Raw genomic sequence first — 18758 nt, forward strand, 5'->3', positions numbered from 1 at the left:
GAATGTGATGAAGCTTACGATTACCGATTCGGCAGCTGCCTTATATATAAGAGAAATTCCGCTCCACCCGGGAGATACGCTCCGCCTGTACGTCCGGGTTGGCGGCGTCGGCTCCGGCGGGTTTTCTGTCGGCGTGATGAAGGAAAGACCGCAGCCAACATCCTATTTAGTGGAGAAAGAGGATGTGACCTTTTTTGTGAACGAAGATGATTTCTGGTATTTAGACGGAATGGTGATTGATTATGAGGAGGATTCCGGCTACCTTGATTTCAGTCATCCAACGTATAAAGAAATTCATCATCCGGAATGAAAGCAAAACGGAATGAGACAAAAATCTTCAAACAACGGATAAGCTTTTTCCTGCGAAAGAGGCTCGGCAAAAGATAAAAAAACAACCTTTTGCCGAGCCTCTTGCAATGAGGAAGCCAATCGATGGCTACTCTTTATCTTTTGCTTCCTTCAATTGATGATCGGCTTTGGCCAATAATTCCTCTGACATCTCAAAAAAGTGCTGATCGACTCCCGTCTCAAACGCAGTCGCTTTTTTCAGCTGGTTCCGTGCATCCTGGAGCGCGTTCGTCGCTGCTTCCAGCTGCTCCTCATCCATGCTTCTTGTCGCCTGACCAACCATATGCTCAGCCGATTGAATCGCAAGCTCAATCTGCTTTAGCTCGTCGTATTCATTCTGACCTAAGTCCCGCTGCTTCATTGGATCTCCCTCCTTTTCTCATTTCCTTCCTTGCTAAGTGTTTCCAACCTGAACGAAAACATGCATTGTTAACATAATATAATTATCGTTTATTTATAATCAAACCCGGGTATCTTCACCGTAGTCTTATGACCTAATCATTTCCCCCACTTAAGTACCATTATGCATAAATGCAGGTAAATGTCACTAGAAAAAGCAAAAGAAACGAGACAAAAGAGGCGCTTTTTTTTCTTTTATCAAGCTCGAGGCAATAAGCCACGACCTTAAAGCCCATTGTGAGAGCTTCTCACAATGGGCTTGGGGCGAGTGGAACTATTGCAGTTGGATGACTTCTGCTCCCTATCCAGCCATCTTATTGAATCTTTTGCTTCACCTGTTTTAATGTCGCGACAATCAAAAAGCTGACAATCACTAATAAAAGCCACGAGCTGACCTTTCCGAGATGAACGAGACTCCAAGCCTCGGTTTGGTTCGGATATTCCCAGGCTCCGAAAAATGTCGCGATATTTTCGGCGACCCAGATGAAAAATCCGATCAGGACGAACGAAAGGGCGATCGGCATCCGATAACCGGTCCCGTTCACCTCGTACGTTACCCATGACCGCCAGAAAACGATAATCACAAGGACTGATAACCACCAGCGAATGTCAATCCAATAATGATGAGTGAAAAAATTCAAATAGATCGCAGCGGCGAGCGGGACAACGAGGATCAACGGCGGCCAGTTTACGAGATCGACATGTAATCGTCTCCACGCCTGGCAGAGATAGCTCGCGACGCTGGCGTACATGAATCCACTGTACAACGGCACATCGAAAATTTTGACATAGCCCTCCTCCGGATAAGACCAGGAACCCATATGAACCTTGAAGATTTCCAGCGCGAGACCGATAAGGTGAAACAAGGTGATCACCTTAAGTTCATCCCGCGTTTCAAGCCCTGAACGTACCATCCACCACTGCATCAGCAGGCAAATGAGCAACAGCCAGTCATAGCGCGGCAGCCAAGGCAGTGAAATGACTTGCGTTATTGCGAGAGAGGCAAAAATCACAACAGGAAACAAGCAGGATAACGCCTGCTCCCAGCCAAAACGAACGAGCTGTTTTCCCGCTCTAACGAGTTGCGGCTCGACGTATTCTTTTTTACGGATTACTTGCATGAACAGCTCTCCTTTCCCGAAGCAAGGCACGCAACGCGCGGAGCCATTACTCCTCTTCCCCTTCATCTCTCCGGTATTCCAGTATGTCTCCCGGCTGGCAGTCCAAAGCCTTGCAAATTGCCTCTAATGTAGATAAGCGAATCGCTTTCGCCTTGCCATTTTTCAAAATAGAAAGATTTGCCATCGTGATTCCGACCTTTTCCGAAAGCTCGGTCACGCTCATTTTCCTCTTTGCCAGCATGACATCAATATTAATAATAATCGCCATCTTCTTCACCTCAGACCGTTAAATCATTTTCTGATTTTATCTGCACAGCTTCCTGTAAAAGCCTCTGCAGGACAGCAGCAAACACGGCGATCACCGCTGAGGCAAAAATGATGACCAGCCCAATTACGATAATCCCCGGGGCATCATCTACTTCAGCCACAAGGAAAAAAAGCGGCATGCCCGCCAGATAAAAAATGCTGAGTATCATTGCACAATACTTAATTTTCTTTAAGGCAGTCACCGATAATTCCGAAAATGCTTTGTTCCTGTCAATATAGCTTAGCAATTTAATCGCTTGATAAAGCGCTCCATAAAACGGAATGGCCGTCATATAGAAAAAAATAAAAACAAAATAATTCACATACGCTATTGTCGGAAGCAGCTGCGCGGCAAACTGGGCAATCTTAGGCACGAGAAAAATGCACAAAGCAAGCACCGGAATGCCGATCAGTATAACGGCGATCCTTAAAAAGAGCGTTGTTCCTTGTTTCATCAAAAAGCACCTCACTTCGTAATTTCAATAAAACTATAACACTTCATTTATCGTTTTACAATAAATAAATATTGATTTGTATAATATTATTGTTGTTAGTCTTTCACATCCTGCCCGTCTTTCGATATTTACAAAAAAGAGCTTGAGACAAAACCAGCTTTGGACCTACTGGCAATGGATTCACACGCCACAAGCCCGTTGTGAGAAACCCACTCACAACGGGCTTTAAAAAGTTCGTGGCGGTTCCGCTCATTGCTTAAAGGCTGTGCCAAAAGGTAAAACCAACCTTTTGTCACAGCCTCCTTTCCCCTACACTTAATTATTGAGCTGTCTTTGCTCGGTGATCACACCGAATGTCGATGCCTGAATATATGGCTGATCCTGTAAGGCAGAGAGCTGCTCCGGCGTCCCCGTCACGACCGCACCGATAATCGAGATTTCTTCCTCTTCAATTTGATCATTCTCCCCGGCTATCGCCTCATAGATTTGTTCGATTTCCCAGCCAAATGAGAAACGTTTCTTTTGACGAAGCTGCTCCAGATGTGAGATGAAGTTTGTTACCCCCCTAGATCCTTCAGGTTGATATCTGTCCGAATAAAATCCATTAATGAACCAAGAAGAGGCAACTACCGTGTCTTGTACCTCTTTCATAAAGTTTATCCTTTCATCTGTATAGGCATCCACCCACCACCAAGCGACTTGTACCTCTGGCGGCATCATTGCTTCAATCTCTTCAAGCTGATAGCCTTGATCAAATGACAGGCCGAGCTCGAGCAGGGCGTTCTCGTTCAACGCTTCCATTTCACTAAGACTGTCGCGGTAGGTATCATAGTCGATTTCAGGATGATAAAAGAGCATCTCCTGGTCACCGGTATGTAGATTAAAGCGTTCAAATTGATTTGTCTCGATTAGGGATTCTGATCCTTTTAATTGAATCGAGTTGTACACGCTAAAATCCAATAAATAATTACCAAAGAGATTGTATGTTCCTTCAATTGGCTGCCAGATATAAGGCTGATCACCGAGAATTTTAAAGGTTGTAAGCTTAAAGTTACCTTTAAACCAATTCGGATCATAATGCAGATGACTAATATGGACATTTGGTGCTGTTATGAGATTCCATAAACGTACTTCTTCCAGCACCTCGTCTCCCCGTTTGTGTGAGAGTTTTTCAATGCCAAACCAGAGAGTAAACAGAATGATTGGCGTTACAACCATAACAATCACGACGATTTTCAAAGTTGACCAGAATCTCGCTTTTCGAATGAGCTTCTTTGACTCTTTTTCATTAAACAAAAAATGCTCCTTTTCACTCATAAATCGAATTCCTCCTTTACTTGCTTTACCATCTTTTCCCTGGCGCGCTTCATATGCGTTTTCAGCGTATTTTGATTCATATTGAATAAGGCCGAAAGATCGTTGTATGTAAGCTCCAACTCGTATTTCAAAATCAAAAGCTCCTGATGAAAGGGGGACAGGGTATCAAGCGCTTCTCGGATTGATGCTCGTTGTTCCTTCTGCAGATAGCTCATTTCCGGCATATGCGTTAATGACAGCAGCGAATCTGCATCTACGTCCGCTGCTTGATAGCGCCTTTCTTTCCGCTTTAAATCGTAAAATTGATTCGTGGCAACCCGATAAAGCCAGCTCGTCACATGATCAGCACCAATCCCATTTTGATGTAGCAAAAACTTATAACACGTATCCTGGACAATATCTTCCGCATCTTCATGCGTCAGCCCGCGTTTTCGTAAATACCGGTACAGCAGAGTGCCGACCTGCTGCAAAAATTCATTCATCGTCTTGTTTGCCATGCTTACCTCCCTTCTTCTTTTATAACGTGAAGTTGGGCAAATCGTTTACACCTTCAGAAAAATATTTTGTATGTATAAATGGAAAAGGTTGTGCCAAAAAGATTCCTCTTTTCGGCACAACCTAAAAGCAAGCTGCTTACGTTTTATGTGAATTTCGCTAGAAACATCAAAGTTTTTTACCCGTATGCATGGATATTCTAAAAACTGAATGTAGACCCCTTCACAACAGAAGAGGTCTACATGACTTTCGTCTACATAGTGGGCAGCTTGCTTTTATGTGAGTAAATAAGATCTACTCCTTTATTATCCAGTTAACATAGCAATTCATAGTGAGGCGCTATTCTACAACCTTCAAACCTTTGGCACATCATCCCCCCGCGGCGGTCGCGGTCCGAAGAATTGATAGTAGTCGGTTTTTAAATTTCCGTTGTAGAGCTTTCGCTTTTTGGATGCTTTTTTGCCGTACAGCTCCTCGAAGCCTTCGTGGGAGGTCAGCATATAAATCGACCATGTTGGCAAGTGCTGCTGAAATACGTCTCCCATATCACGGTACAGCTGCTCGATGTCTGCTCTTTCCCCGAGACGTTCGCCGTACGGGGGATTGCCTACCAAAATGCCGAACTCGCCCCGGTGTCTGAAATCTTTGACCTGCATTTGCTTAAAGGTGAGTAAATCAGCAAAGCCGGCTTCCTGGGCGTTATTTTGCGCGAGCTCAACGCTGCGGTGGTCAATATCGCTGCCAAGAATATCGAGCGGCTGATCGTAATTCGCCAGGTCCTCGACTTCCTGTCTTGCTTCATTCCAGCGATTTTCCCCGATCCAATGCCAGCTCTCCGAAACAAATTCCCGATTAAAGCCGGGAGCGATGTTTTGCCCGATCATCGCCGCTTCGATCGGCAGCGTACCTGAACCGCAGAAAGGATCGGCAAATGGACGATCCGGCTTCCATGGTGTCAGCATAATCATCGCTGCTGCGAGCGTCTCCTTTAACGGAGCCTGATTGTGAAAGTAGCGGTAGCCGCGCTTGTGCAGCCCTTCTCCGCTCGTGTCAATTGTTAGCGTCGCGATATCCTTATGGAGTGCGACTTCAATCCGGTAAAAAGGGCCATCCTCATCAAACCAGCCTCGTTTGTAGCGTTTTTTTAAGCTTTCGACAACCGCTTTTTTGACGATTGCCTGGCAATCGGAAACGCTGAACAGCTTGGACTTTACCGAGCGGCCGATAACCGGAAATTCAGCGTGGACAGGGATAAAATCGGCCCACGGCAGTGCTTTCGTCTTTTCAAATAATTCATCGAAGGTGAGAGCTTTAAATTCTCCGATCCTCACTTTGACGCGGTCTGCTGTCCGCAGCCACAGATTGGCGCGCGGGATCGCGGAAACATCCGCTGTGAAGGTCACCTTTCCATTGTCGACCTGGACATCTTCATAGCCCAATGCTTTTACTTCGCGTGCAACGAGAGCTTCCAGCCCCATTGTCGCCGTGGCGATTAACGTTACTTTTTCCATTATGTATAAACTCCTTACGTACTGGCATCATCCTCTTATTATACAGGAAATAGGACGGGATACAACCAGCACGGAAACCTGTTGTTCATGTGTCGCTTTGCCGCACAAAAGTGCCCGGATAAAAAGGGGATTCCCCTTTTGCTCCGGGCCATCGTTTTCGACTTACATTCGTTTTTTCCGTTGCTTATGCCAAAACAGCGCGGTCGCTGTCCATTTGCTTACCGCGGATTCGCTGGAATTCCTTAAGCAGCTTTTCAATCGTTAATGTTTCCTTCGTTTCACTGTCGACATTCAGAATAATTTGCCCTTTATCCATCATAATCAGACGATTCCCGAGATCGAGCGCCTGCTGCATATTATGCGTGACCATCAGCGTCGTCAGCTGATACTTTTTCACGATGTCACGGGTCAGGTTTGTAATCAGCTCGGCTCTTGACGGGTCAAGGGCAGCCGTATGCTCATCGAGAAGAAGAATCTTTGGTTCGGTGAACGTCGCCATTAACAACGATAATGCCTGACGCTCTCCTCCTGAAAGCAGACCGACCTTGGCGGAAAGCCGATTCTCCAAGCCAAGATTCAATGTTTCCAAATACTCACGGAAGAGATCTTTTCGTTTTTTGTTCACGCCTATTTTCAACGTGCGCTTTTTGTTTCGCGAATAGGCGATCGCCAAGTTTTCTTCAATCGTCATCGTCGGTGCCGTACCAGCCATTGGATCCTGGAAGACCCGTCCGATCAACTGGGAACGTTTGTATTCAGGTAAGTATGTGACCTCTTTGTCAGCGATCTTCACTTCCCCCACATCCGGATTCAAGGAGCCTGAGATGACGTTCATCAACGTCGATTTCCCCGCTCCGTTACTGCCGATAATCGTTACGAAATCGCCTTTTTCGAGCGAGAGATTCGTATTCTGTAATGCTTTTTTCTCATCGGGCGTCCCTTCATTAAAGGTTAGTGAAATATCATGCAGATGAAGCATGCTCGCCGCCTCCTTTGCGTGCCAGCTGTTTTTGCCGGCGTCTTTTCTTTTCTTTACGCGCCTCAATCAACTTCGGTGACACGAGTGCGGCAATGACGAGAATCGCGGTGATCAATCTCATATCTCCCGCTTCAAGGAAATCAACTCGTAATGCAAGGGTGACGACAATCCGGTAAATAATCGCTCCGCCGATCACGGCAAGCGTCGTGCGGAAAATCGTTTTCGTGCCGAATAATGCTTCCCCGATAATAACCGAAGCGAGACCGATAATGATCAGACCGATTCCCATCCCGGCATCGGCAAACCCGCCGAGCTGGGCGATAAACGCACCGGCTAAGGCAACTAGGCCGTTCGAAAGTCCAAGGCCGATGATAATATAGGAATCCGTATTCGCTGAGAAGCTACGGATCATTTTCTGGTTGTCACCAGTTGCCCGAAGTGCGAGCCCGGCTTCTGTTTTCAGGAAATAGTCGGCAGCAAACTTAATGATCAGCGTCACGATGATCATGAGCAGCAAAATCGACCATGTCCGTGGTGCTTGCGCAAGTCCGAGCATCTGCGTAAAGCTGTTCAGCGCATTGTCAATCCCGAGCGCTTCCCAAATGCCGGCGATCTGCCGAAAGACCGTTGGCTCGTTGATCAAGGACACATTCGGCTGACCCATAATGCGCAGGTTAATCGAATAGAGCGCAATCATCATTAAAATCCCGGCAAGAAGCGGGTTGATTTTCCCTTTTGTGTGTAACAAGCCTGTGAAACAGCCTGCGATAAAGCCGGCAATGGCTGCCAGCGCCGTCGCCACAAATGGATTGACTCCATTTACAATGGAAATCGCGGCTACGGCTGCTCCGGTAACAAAGCTGCCATCAACGGTTAAATCAGGGAAGTCCAATACGCGAAACGTTAAGTATACCCCTAGCGCCATAATGGCATAAATAATTCCAGATTCAACTGCGCTAAAAATAGATAAAAACATAGGAACCTCCCAATGTGCATGCAAATCTCTTATTTCTGCGGACTGATTCTTTCGAGTTCAACCCGTGAGAAATAAGAGTTTCATATAATCAATACAAATATAGTTTACGCTATTCATCTTTAATGTCAATCATTCTATCCAGATGTAAGCGCTTCTTGACAAGGATTTCCTCAGACAGAAGTAAAAAGTGGGTCACCACACATAACATGCGGAACCTCGCTCTTCTTCACTCACTTCTGCTCCTTGAAAAAAACGGAAACCGACTTGCCGTACTGACAGGTCGGTCTCCAACGTGCTCCTTATTCTGCCTCATAAAATTCGGCGATCTCATCCCATTCTGGATTCCATTCAACACCCTGCTCTTCCGCAGCTTCTTTGTTGATGAGCAGCTGCATATTAGCAGGATATTCTACAGGAATTTCAGACGTTGCTTTTTCACCTGTAAGAATGTCCACCGCCATTTCACCTGTGCGGTAACCGATTGAGTGGTAGTCAATTCCAAATGTCGCAAATCCGCCTCCAGCTAGGGAATCCGGCTCACCAACGACAAGTGGGATATCCTGTTCATTTGCAACACCGACAACGGTTGCAAGCGCTGAAACAACAGTATTGTCCGTTACGATATAAAAGAGATCCACTTCGCTGACAAGCGACGCGGCTGCTTGTTGGACCTCGGCTGAAGTCGCTACTGTTCTCGTTACAAGCGAAAGGCTCGTTCCATCAGCAGCAGCCTGGACAGCTTCGATTTGGGCAACAGAGTTTGGCTCACCGGCGTTATAAATCAAGCCGACCGTTGCATCGGCGAAATATTGATCAATAAAGTCAACGGTATTTTGGATGGCGTCAGGATGAAGATCTAGCACTCCTGTAATATTCTCTCCAGGCTGATCCATCGCTTCGACAAGTCCTGCTCCAACTGCATCTGTTACAGAAGTAAAGAGGATCGGAATATCATTTGTCGCTTGAAGGGCGCCTAATGCACTTGGCGTCGAGTTGGCAAAAATGAGATCAACTTGATCGGCAACAAAGTTATTCGCAATCGCGCTCGTATTATTTTGATCGCCTTGCGCGCTTTGGAAATCATACGTTACATCGAGACCGGCATCAGCAAGCGCTGCCTGAAAGCCTTCAAAAGCGGCATCCAGCGACGGATGTTCCACAATTTGTGTCGCACCGATTGTAAATTGAAGCGCTTCATCTGTTTCGGCAGTCTCTCCACCGCCCTCTGTCTCCTCAGGTGCATCCGTTGGTGCCTGCTCTGTTCCACCAGAGCCACAGGCGGTTAAACCAAGACCTAATACTGCAATACTCAACCAATGTTTCCATGTCTTTTTCATAATCAAACCCCTTTAGTAATTTTCAAATAGTTTGGTATTATCTTAAAACAATATTAATCTAATATTTATCGTATGTAAACAAAAAAATTCATTGCTTTAAAGCGCTTCGGGAGTGATGCGTCACCGAGAAATGATTTTTCAGGAAAGATTTTTAAGCTTATTTTCGCAAAAAAACATCCCCAAAACTTGGTCTTTTGGGGATGTTTTTTAACGTCAAAAGGCCTGCCCTGAATGTCTCCATACAGGCAGGCGGCGCGAAGCATTTCGACGATGCTTGCACATTTGCTTACGTTGATGTTGTAAGTCGCTTTTGTTGCATCTCTTAAGCATTCGATAAGCCATGTTCTGTACCATTGTACTTCAAACGGTGATGAGCCTCGTACTCCGGTGGTAACCATCTATCTACAAAGAAATCTCTTTGTTCTTCCAGGCTGTTCATTTCCAGCCGGGAAAATGCCCCTACCATATTTTGGGTTTCTCGCTCGAGGGGTTTACCGCGTTCCACTCCACCCGTTTCCAGGCGGACTACGTCACTGTGGCACTTTCAAAGGGCTCACACCATATCACGAAGACGTAGGTGCTTCCCTTGCCGTTAGCCCAGTCGAAACCGGACTACCCTAGCTTATGAATTGGCTAGGCACGAACACTACGAGCATCTCAGCTCGTGCGAGCATGGACTTTCCTCTACATACTAACGCATGCAGCGGTTACCTGAATGCTTGAAGCAGTCTTAAGCGACAAATTTAATTATATGCTAAAACGTCAGTCAAATCAATGGTATTATTTAGCGTTCTCCCGAATCGCCCTTCTCGCCAGCTGGTCGGCGTCTTTATTTTGGTTACTTGGCACCCATTTCATAAAAAACAGATCAAATGTATCGATTTTTTCGAGCGCTTTGTGCAAATAAGGCTGGTAACGTTTATTTTTCACATAGCGCTTTTCAACCGCCTCATCAATCAGCTTGGAATCGGTTCGAAATGAAACCATCGTCAAACCGCGCTCCAGACATAAATCAAGCGCTAGGAGCAGCGCTTCATACTCGGCCTCATGGTTCGATAACAAACCGAGGGGAATCGAATGATGCTCCACCTGTCCATTTTTATAATTAATAAAAATACCAGCGCCCGAGAAGCCGGGATTGCCAGCGCTGGCCCCATCGATATAGACATCAACCATTCTCTTTTCGCTCACTCGTAAAGCTTGCTCCCGAAAACCTTCTTCTCCAGATTTGAAAGTCGCTGAAGAATGTCATAGTTTGTATTCCCGGCCGCCGGGGCCGGCGTTTGTCGCTGACTGCGTTCAGACAGCTTCTTTACCTCGCGCTTTAATTGGGCGTTTTCTTGTTCCAGACTCGCTACCTTATTTTGAAAAGCTTCGTAGTCTTGGATAATAGCATCTAAAAATTTGTCTACCTCGTCAGGGCTATAGCCTCTCATACTTGTTTTGAAGTCTTTTTCCAAAATGTCCTTTGCTGTAAAACGAATATCCTGTTGATTCAATTTTATCACCTCTACTATGCAGCATATATGTACAGCTTACTCTATTTTTTCAAAAGTTCTTGAACTTGTCAATTTGTCTTCGTAAGCGGGAGTTCCTTGTTCCACGCCTTTATTCCCAGCTTTGCTCGTCCGAAATGAGCAAATCCAGATCTTCAGGGGTAATAAAGTAGACCGGAAAGTCCTCGGTTTGCTGGCGTTTTTTGGCAACCTCCAAATAGTAATGGGGAGAGCCGATCTTCTCTTCATCATACAGCAATAATAATCCTTCTGCTTTGCTAATAATAAATTCATTTTTCAACCGCAGCTGAGCCGGACTTTCATAAGGGCGCTTTGTAATGCTGTCGACGAAGTCTGCTTTGGATAGCAGTTCCTGATAATACTGTTTCGTTGCCTCCTGCCAATTATCCTCCTGCTGCAAAAAAGGCGTCAATACAGCCAATTGCAGGGAGGGGAAATCATCCTTAAGCTGATAAACAACCTCGGCTGTCCATAACTCTACGCCCAGCTGTCCGCTAATAATCACCCACTCGAGCCCTTCATCGGCAAATGCGCGCAGCCGCTGTTCAATTGCTTTCTTAATATAATAAATCCCTCGATGCTTTTGATCAAAAATACCTAATTCATGCGCTTTATAACCGGAAACAGCCAGTGTTTTCATAGTCACATCCTTTCAAAAAAAGAGCAAACTGGTCTTCAGCCTGCTCTCTCACGTTTTGCTATTTACTTAGCATCCACATGATTTATTGCCCTTCATGTTATTCATCGCACCCATGACAGGCGCATTCGCTTGGCTCATCGCGCCCATCACAGGTGCGTTTGCCTGGCTCATTGCTCCCATGACAGGGGCATTCGCTTGACTCATCGCACCCATCACAGGACCATTCATTCCCATTTGTCCCATCATATTCGGGCGTGGTGACGTCATCGCGCCAGCTACCGGTGCTCCAAACCCTTGAGAAGGAGCAACAAACTGCTGGTTGCTGATTGTTTGATCAAAGGATTGAGTTTGCGGGAAGCTTTTTACATGCTTATACACATGGTTCGTCACGTTTGTTGTATGCGTCGGATACACTTCTGGGACAATATATTCGCATGTTTTCTCTACGATATTGTGCTGTGTTGGGTGTACCTGAGCTGGCATAACCTGCGTCGTAGTTGGCAATTGACAATGATTCGGTCTTGGCGGACAATGATTTACTTTCGGTGGACAATGCATAAGTTTTATTTCCTCCTTTTATTGTGAGTCAATATTAACCTATGTTAGTCACTATGTAGTTGTACTAGTTGTTTCACCTATTTATAAGCAAATCCTGCCGCTTCGTCTTATAGAAAGGCAAACGCCCCGTCGCGAATTTCACTCATCACAAACAAAGTTAGGCCAATGATCACAAAAAACAATACTAATATGGTGCGATACATCTTCGTTCACTCATCCTTTTAATTGATTTCGCTCATATTGTAAATGATTTTCAGCTCATTGACAATTGACTTTTTAAGGAAGAAAACTAGTCTTTATTGCGCGTTCACAAAATTGTTGATTTTTGTAGGAAAATCAGTCTTTTTGCGCTTCCCCAGGAAATAGCTTTTTATTTCTTTCCCGCCTTTTTCAATAAGCGCTCCATCCTTTGCCGAAGCTGGCGATGAAGCTGCTTTTGCTTTTCGTTGGCAGGTAAATGGCGCGCCGCAAGTTCACTATAATAAATCGCCTGTTCCGGGTCTTTCCTTTTATGCTCAGCCAGCTTTGCACACTCAATCGCAGCTTCAAAGGAATGGGCGGATAACGAGGTGAGACGTTGAAAATGGAAAAATGCGTCTTCCCACTTTTCCTGCCGCTTTAACCCGGTCGCATAAGCAAAACGGGCGTGTTCAGCGATGTCATCATCTCCGTCAAGTAACTGAGCATACAGAGACGAAGCCAGCTCGCTCTCCCCTACCGCTTCATACCAGCGCGCGATTTCATAGGCTTCCCGCCGCGATGGCCGGCTCTCCTGCTGGAGCCAATCAAGCACGAGCATCGATTGACAGGCATATAACGTCATTAACGAAAGCACATCCCACTCATGGTGCTGGAAAATCCCTTTCATATAATCCGGATGCTGCTCCTGCAAAAAATCAAAATAAAGCATTGGCGCCATATAGCCCGGGGTATCTTCCACCCGCTCAAATTGCAGAACCTGTTCTTCAACGACAGAAAGCTTGCAGCTTGGCAATGCTTCCTTCCATAGTCTTCTCGCCGCATGTAATAAATCAAAATGACCAAATTGAGGCAGCTTCGGCACCTGATCACGCACAAACGTGTGACGCGTTTTCACCTGCGGCCAATCGAACGATTTTCCGTTATAGGTCACAAGATTGCGCAAGTCTGTCACATCCGTTAAAAAATGATGGTATAGCGCCACCTCATGCTCCGGTCCAGGCAAAAAATATTGTTTGACGCGCACTTCTCCAGCTTCGATTTTCGCATAGCCTAATAAAAAAATCGTATTGCCGGCTCCGCTGCTCAGGCCGGTCGTTTCCGTATCAAAGAACAACAGGTCATCCACTTGACGACCTTTCGCCGACAGTGGATGATGCCATAGATGGTCCTGCCATCTGGCCACTGCCTCTTCCACAGCGCTGAAGCGAAAACGACCATGCTGATGGTTCAGCGAATACTGCTGATTCCTTACCAGCGTATATTCGTCCTCGAACCAATGAGCGCTTACTTGCCGCTCCTTCCATTCTTTTTCAAACGGCACTTTCTGCTGAGCTGAAACGGCGCCCTCACTGCCGACGGACGAAGGCTGTTTTTCCTGAAGCTGCAGATGCTGTTTCATCCGTTGAAGCTTTTGCTTCATCATACATGTCTCTCCTCTGCTTTGCGTAATAAGGAAATGAATCTTTTCACGAGCGCTTTTGTGTTAATTCCGCTGTCGGAAGCGGCACCGACACAGGACGGACAGCCATGTTCGCACCGGCACGAATTCAGCAAATCGTAAACTTGGGCAAGAATTGTCGGCAGGTGTCGATAAACCTCTTTCGCCAGCCCAATTCCCCCGGGATAACGATCATAGAGAAAAATCGTCGGAAGCTCAGAATGCTCGGCCTTCATTTGCGGAACAACATGAAGGTCATGACGGTCACACATGACAAATACCGGCGCAACCTGCTGCAGAAGCTGAGCAAGCCCAGTCAATGCCTGGTCAAACGGCGCTTCGCCAAATTGCTCGACTATTTCACTGGAAAAGCTGATCCACATCGCACTTGTATGGAGCTCTTCTTCCGGCAGATGAATCGGGCCGGAGCCGATATTTTCAAAGGTTGAGAGCCTTATTTTCTTGAAAATCGTTGCCTTGGCGTTAACCATTACATCCCCGTAATGAATGGTCGCCTCCGGCTCAGCGCGCTGCTCATCCTCTTCCAACACCCGAAGCTGCACAGCCAGATTCGCGTCGGTAAAATATTCAACCGAAACTTCCCGGACGAACGCTTTTTTCTCCTCCCAGTCAAGATATTCCACCTGGTACTGCACCCCTTGATGAAGATAAATCGCCTCATCATGCAGCAAGGTCATCGCGCTGAAGCGATCCATTTCCCCGATCACCCGGTGATGAGCGCGGTCGCTTTGGTCAATGATCACGACATTTTCCTGCGACGCCGAACGGAGGCTGATACCATGAGCCGGAAACGCGTCATTCATCCAGTACCATTTCTTCCCACGCTGATGCAGCACCTGCTCTTCCGCAAGAAACTCAAGAATATCGTCAAGCTCCACCCCGTCAAAGGTTTCTCCCTGCTTAAATGGCAGCTCATAGGCAGCGCATTTAATATGGTCAATCAAAATAATGAGATTGTCCGGATTGATCCGGGCCGATTCCGGGCTACGCTCAAAGAAATATTCCGGATGCTGGACAATATACTGATCAAGTGGGGTGGAACCCGCCACCATAATAATCACCGCTTCATTTTGCCGTCTGCCGGCCCGTCCGGCCTGTTGCCAGGCGCTGGCGACAGATCCCGGATAGCCGGTCATAATACATACCTGGAGCTGGCCGATATCGACGCCAAGCTCAAGCGCATTCGTGCTGACGACGCCGATAATCTCACCTTGACGCAAGCCCTGCTCAATTTCCCGCCGCTGCTTCGGTAAATAACCGCCGCGGTAGCCGCGGATCGATTTCGGGCCGAGTTCTTTTTCAACAAGAGCCTGCAAATGGCTTAAAATGATCTCCACCCGCACCCGGCTCCGGGCAAACACGATCGTCTGAATATGATTCTCGAGAAAACGTTTGGCGAGCATATTAACATCAACGGTCGCGCTCCGCCGGATATGCAGCGGCTCATTAATAATCGGCGGATTATAAAAGAGAAAATGCTTTTTCCCCTGGGGCGCCCCGTTTTGATCAATTAACCGCATCGGCTCACCTGTCAGTTGCTCAGCCAGCTCTTGCGGGTTGGCAATCGTTGCCGACGTACAAATAAATTGCGGGTCACTGCCATAAAAACGGGCAATCCGCTTCAAGCGGCGAAGGACATTGGCGACATGGCTGCCGAATACGCCGCGATACGTATGCAATTCATCAATAACAATGTATTTCAAGTTCTCAAAAAACGCGACCCATTTCGTATGATGCGGCAAAATCGCCGAATGGAGCATATCGGGATTGGTAATTACAATATGACCTGCTTTCCGGACCGTTTGGCGAATCGTCGGTGCCGTATCGCCATCATACGTAAAACATCTTACCTTACCTCCCATTTCCTCTATTACTTCATTAATCTCACTATTCTGGTCCTGCGCTAAAGCCTTCGTTGGAAATAAATAAAGCGCCCGGCTTTCCTCATCCTTTAAAATCTCCTCAAGAACAGGCAGATTGTAGCACAGTGTTTTCCCGGAAGCGGTCGGAGTAACCGCCACAAAATTCTCCCCCCTGGCGGCATAGCTGACCGCCTCGTGCTGATGGAGGTAAAGCTCGGAAACTCCCCTCCGTTGTAAAGCCTGCTTTAAACGGTCATCGATAAATTCAGGAAACGGCCTGGTCCGCGCCGGCACTTCCTTCATTTCGCGCCAATGGACTATTCGCTCTTTAAAATCCTCACCATCTCGTAACTCAGCTAATAGCTGTTCTAACGTTTCTTTAAACATCCGCTCACCTCACCAATCTCTTCCTCCATTGTACCGAATGTTTGTTTGTTTTTCTAGAGGAACGGCTGGATAAAAATGACCGCTTTCAGCAGAACAGAGACTGGGACACAAAGTGTTCTGCAAATCCGGACGAATGACAGCGGGTATATCCTGAAATAAACGGTTCCTTCCACTCATTTTAGCTGAAAAAGCCCGTCGACCTCATTCACGGGAAGGTCGACGGGCTGAAGCGTCATATGCTATGATCGGCTCTTTTCATAGAGCTTGACGTTGACATAAATGCTTTTTAATACAGGGGTTTCAATCTTATGGTGCTGTGCTTTTTTAAGCAGGTACCCTTGGAGATGGTCGACCTCTACCGGGGCGCCTTTTTCCATATCGCGCTGCATGGATGATTTCATTTTATAGTCCAATGCGATGAAACGGCCATATTGTTCTGCTTCCACCTCTTCGGCAATTGGAGCGCCTTCCGCCCGCATTACCTGAGTGATTTCATTGATGACGGTTTTAATAACTTCCTGGCCTTCCTCCAATTCAAGGATCGGCCCGATCGGCTGCTGGAATAATGTCGTCACCCCGGACATGGCTGTAATAAACAAATATTTATTCCACAATTCGCTCATGATCGAGTTGCTCGCTTTAAACTTTCCTTTCGTTCCGGAAAAAACGTCCTCAAGCTGCTTAAGCCGCTCTGTTGCTTGTCCATCAAGCTCCCCGAACAGGAAATGATGAATGCCGCTCGTTTGCTGGATGATTCCGTCTGCCGTCACGGTCGATTCAATGAAACAGAGACCGCCCAACACCTGTTCCTTTGAAAAAGCTTGCTGAAGCTGTTCAATGTGCGCAATTCCGTTCAGCATTGGAATAATGATCGTTTTGCTATGTACAAACGGTTTTACAGAGTCAATCGCCTGATCGAGATGATACGCTTTTGTCCCAATTAAAACAACATCGAACGACCCTTGATCCGCAGCGGTGATCACTTGCGGGATAACGCTTACATCCCCGTGCTTACTTTCTACGACGAGGCCATCTTCAAGCAGCTGCTGCTTTCGCTTTTCACGTACTAAAAAGGTCACGTCTTCTCCCTTTTCAATTAATCTTGCGCCAAAATAGCCTCCAACTGCTCCTGCTCCAACGATTAATATTTTCATCTTTTCATTCCTCCTCTATAAACCCCTTACTAGTAAGTATACAACGTGCTTTTTTACTTTAGTAGTTTTTTCTATTTCTCGGCATGTACTCGCCCCGTTTGCTGAGCCATCATGATTTCTGTTCTCCCTGTCTGTTTTTGTTTCCATCAACCTGAAAACCGTCCGCTAAATGGCTTGCTAACTTCTTTAATCGCGGTTTTGACGTTTTTTCATTTTTAAAGAAATACGGTATGTGAAATTATCAAAATAATCTTTCTTTCATTCTTTTTTGTGACATTACACAGTTTTTCAAGATACGAAAGACAGCCTTAACAAAATTACTTCTGTTACAAATTTTATCCAAATAAACAGAACGAAAGACCCGTTGATTTTCACCTTTCTACTATGCTTATCCCGTCCACCTTTTGGAATTAAAAGGGTTTTACTCCCTTTTTTGGCGCTTAGCTCCTGTTTGATCGGCTTTTTACTTTTTTCTGGTTATCTACTATACTTCAAATTACATAGTACAGTGTTTTCTTTCTACGTGAAAGGGGATTAGAGAAGCAAGACGAGAGATGCGATGACGGATTTTATCACATAAAGAAAGATGATGATCTCTTATGGGCAAACAATATTTGCATGAAATTTCTTTTTTACGAAGCATCGCCTGTTTAAGCATAGTCCTTCTCCACTCGATTGACTGGGGCATGGACTATATTAGCTTCCTTGCGGCCTTGCCGAACTACAGTAAGCTAGTGCTTGATTCAGTCAATATGTTCCTATATTATGGTACGCCGACGTTCATCTTTATCACGGCGCTCATTCTCGGATTCAGCTACAAAGGACAAAAGGAGATCCCGGAAAATTTTTTAGCAAAACGGGTCAAATTTATTTTGATTCCTTACGTCTGTATGGGATTTCTTTATGCTTTCCCTTATTTGCTCGTTTCTTCAGGAGAGTTCGCCAAAAAAGCGTTTTTAAACATTTTTATCGGCGATTTCCATGCCTACTTCGTCCTGATTATTTTTCAATTTTATTTATTTTTCGTCTGGGGCCGCAGCTGGCTTGACCGCCATCCGCCTTTAAAGGTGATCGGCTTATCTCTCATTCTCAATGTCATTTATTTGTCCGTGTTCAATTTTACCGACCCGGTCGCGCTGCCGTTTGCCGATTACATTTGGGAGCGCTATTATTGGATTCCATTTCCAGGCTGGATCTTTTACTTTACTTTAGCCTATTACATCGGTTCTCACTATGAGACTTTTTCAGCGATGATTAAAAAGTATAAAGTTTGGGTCTTGATCGCCCCGTTTGTCAGCGGCGCTGTCTTGCTTCTTTCCTATCATAATGGCTTTACCATTGACAGTTCAAAGCGGGTTGATATACTGTTTCATACATGCAGCGTAATCGTTTTTGTCCTTTATTTTGCGATGAAGATGAAAACCGTTCCGCAGTTATTTATTAAAATCAGCCAATATTCGTACGGCATCTATTTGCTTCATACGATGTACATGGCCTTGTTAATTATTCTTTTTGATTACACTCCGCTGAATTTTGGCATTTTTACGATTCTTGTCTTGTTTCTTGTCAGTACCACCTTTTCCATGTTGACGATTTTCGTGTTAAATAAGTGGAAATACGGTCATTACATTGTCGGCAGAATTAATGTTTCAACGGCAAAGACGAAACGGCGGGAGATCAAGACGAGTCAAGCGGCAAGTATTCCTTCATGTAATCGAACGAGTTAGGAATGGGTC

At 45.9% G+C, this 18758-nt stretch carries 19 protein-coding genes and 1 other RNA gene; 2 read left to right on the plus strand and 18 right to left on the minus strand.

The genetic code is table 11. From position 1 onward, the window contains the following. Positions 1–7 precede the first annotated feature (7 nt). Positions 8–310, plus strand: a complete 303-nt coding sequence (locus ABMB67_RS01910) for an iron-sulfur cluster biosynthesis family protein (RefSeq protein WP_251194822.1) — start codon at positions 8–10, stop codon at positions 308–310. 126 nt (positions 311–436) lie between these two features. Here the strand turns inward: ABMB67_RS01910 and ABMB67_RS01915 are convergent, their stop codons facing one another. The 18 genes from ABMB67_RS01915 to ABMB67_RS02000 all read right to left on the minus strand — a co-directional run bounded on the left by ABMB67_RS01915 (position 437) and on the right by ABMB67_RS02000 (position 17022). Continuing rightward, positions 437–709: a DUF2564 family protein gene (locus ABMB67_RS01915; RefSeq protein WP_251222291.1), complete on the minus strand. Its 273-nt coding sequence runs from the start codon at positions 707–709 to the stop codon at positions 437–439. 352 nt (positions 710–1061) lie between these two features. After that, positions 1062–1868: a DUF817 domain-containing protein gene (locus ABMB67_RS01920; protein WP_354570938.1), complete on the minus strand. Its 807-nt coding sequence runs from the start codon at positions 1866–1868 to the stop codon at positions 1062–1064. Between the two features lie 46 nt (positions 1869–1914). Further along, positions 1915–2136, minus strand: coding sequence for a helix-turn-helix domain-containing protein (locus ABMB67_RS01925; protein ID WP_354570939.1), 222 nt, complete (start codon positions 2134–2136; stop codon positions 1915–1917). Between the two features lie 10 nt (positions 2137–2146). Continuing rightward, a complete protein-coding gene (locus tag ABMB67_RS01930) occupies positions 2147–2629 on the minus strand; it encodes a DUF2975 domain-containing protein (RefSeq protein ID WP_354570940.1) in 483 nt (160 codons plus the stop codon). Positions 2630–2944: 315 nt separating this feature from the next. Further along, a complete protein-coding gene (locus tag ABMB67_RS01935; protein ID WP_354570941.1) occupies positions 2945–3946 on the minus strand; it encodes an anti sigma factor C-terminal domain-containing protein in 1002 nt (333 codons plus the stop codon). Further along, positions 3943–4443, minus strand: coding sequence for an RNA polymerase sigma factor (locus tag ABMB67_RS01940; RefSeq protein WP_354570942.1), 501 nt, complete (start codon positions 4441–4443; stop codon positions 3943–3945). The genes ABMB67_RS01935 and ABMB67_RS01940 overlap by 4 nt, the downstream gene beginning before the upstream one ends. A gap of 351 nt (positions 4444–4794) precedes the next feature. Next, positions 4795–5952, minus strand: coding sequence for a THUMP domain-containing class I SAM-dependent RNA methyltransferase (locus tag ABMB67_RS01945; protein ID WP_354570943.1), 1158 nt, complete (start codon positions 5950–5952; stop codon positions 4795–4797). A gap of 184 nt (positions 5953–6136) precedes the next feature. Continuing rightward, positions 6137–6931 carry an ABC transporter ATP-binding protein gene (locus ABMB67_RS01950; protein WP_354570944.1) on the minus strand — a complete coding sequence of 265 codons (795 nt, stop codon included), beginning with the start codon at positions 6929–6931 and terminating at the stop codon, positions 6137–6139. Further along, a complete protein-coding gene (locus tag ABMB67_RS01955) occupies positions 6915–7907 on the minus strand; it encodes an ABC transporter permease (RefSeq protein WP_251222298.1) in 993 nt (330 codons plus the stop codon). The genes ABMB67_RS01950 and ABMB67_RS01955 overlap by 17 nt, the downstream gene beginning before the upstream one ends. A gap of 299 nt (positions 7908–8206) precedes the next feature. Next, positions 8207–9244 (minus strand): ABC transporter substrate-binding protein, encoded by a 1038-nt coding sequence (locus ABMB67_RS01960; protein WP_251222299.1) that lies wholly within the window; start codon positions 9242–9244, stop codon positions 8207–8209. 329 nt (positions 9245–9573) lie between these two features. Next, an RNA gene (gene rnpB, locus ABMB67_RS01965) (RNase P RNA component class B) lies at positions 9574–9963 on the minus strand. A 61-nt stretch (positions 9964–10024) separates the two neighbouring features. Then, positions 10025–10420, minus strand: coding sequence for a reverse transcriptase-like protein (locus tag ABMB67_RS01970; RefSeq protein WP_251222628.1), 396 nt, complete (start codon positions 10418–10420; stop codon positions 10025–10027). A gap of 11 nt (positions 10421–10431) precedes the next feature. Next, the gene (gpsB, locus tag ABMB67_RS01975) at positions 10432–10743 is read right to left on the minus strand and encodes a cell division regulator GpsB (protein ID WP_251222300.1); all 312 of its coding nucleotides are present in this window, start codon (positions 10741–10743) and stop codon (positions 10432–10434) included. 109 nt (positions 10744–10852) lie between these two features. Beyond that, on the minus strand, positions 10853–11401 hold the full coding sequence (locus tag ABMB67_RS01980) for an SLOG family protein (protein WP_354570945.1): 549 nt from the start codon (positions 11399–11401) through the stop codon (positions 10853–10855). Positions 11402–11467: 66 nt separating this feature from the next. Continuing rightward, complete coding sequence (locus ABMB67_RS01985; protein WP_354570946.1) at positions 11468–11959, minus strand: spore coat protein; 492 nt, start codon at positions 11957–11959, stop codon at positions 11468–11470. 370 nt (positions 11960–12329) lie between these two features. Beyond that, complete coding sequence (locus ABMB67_RS01990; RefSeq protein ID WP_354570947.1) at positions 12330–13583, minus strand: ribonuclease H-like domain-containing protein; 1254 nt, start codon at positions 13581–13583, stop codon at positions 12330–12332. Then, on the minus strand, positions 13580–15868 hold the full coding sequence (locus ABMB67_RS01995; RefSeq protein ID WP_354570948.1) for a DEAD/DEAH box helicase: 2289 nt from the start codon (positions 15866–15868) through the stop codon (positions 13580–13582). Before ABMB67_RS01995 ends, ABMB67_RS01990 begins: the two co-directional genes overlap by 4 nt. 239 nt (positions 15869–16107) lie before the next feature. Beyond that, positions 16108–17022 carry a ketopantoate reductase family protein gene (locus tag ABMB67_RS02000; RefSeq protein WP_354570949.1) on the minus strand — a complete coding sequence of 305 codons (915 nt, stop codon included), beginning with the start codon at positions 17020–17022 and terminating at the stop codon, positions 16108–16110. A gap of 599 nt (positions 17023–17621) precedes the next feature. Between ABMB67_RS02000 and ABMB67_RS02005 the strand changes: the two genes are divergently transcribed. Beyond that, positions 17622–18749 carry an acyltransferase family protein gene (locus ABMB67_RS02005; protein WP_354570950.1) on the plus strand — a complete coding sequence of 376 codons (1128 nt, stop codon included), beginning with the start codon at positions 17622–17624 and terminating at the stop codon, positions 18747–18749. The last annotated feature ends 9 nt before the right edge of the window (positions 18750–18758 follow it).

This window comes from Halalkalibacter oceani (assembly GCF_040544555.1).
Lineage (GTDB): Bacteria > Bacillota > Bacilli > Bacillales > Bacillaceae_D > Halalkalibacter > Halalkalibacter oceani.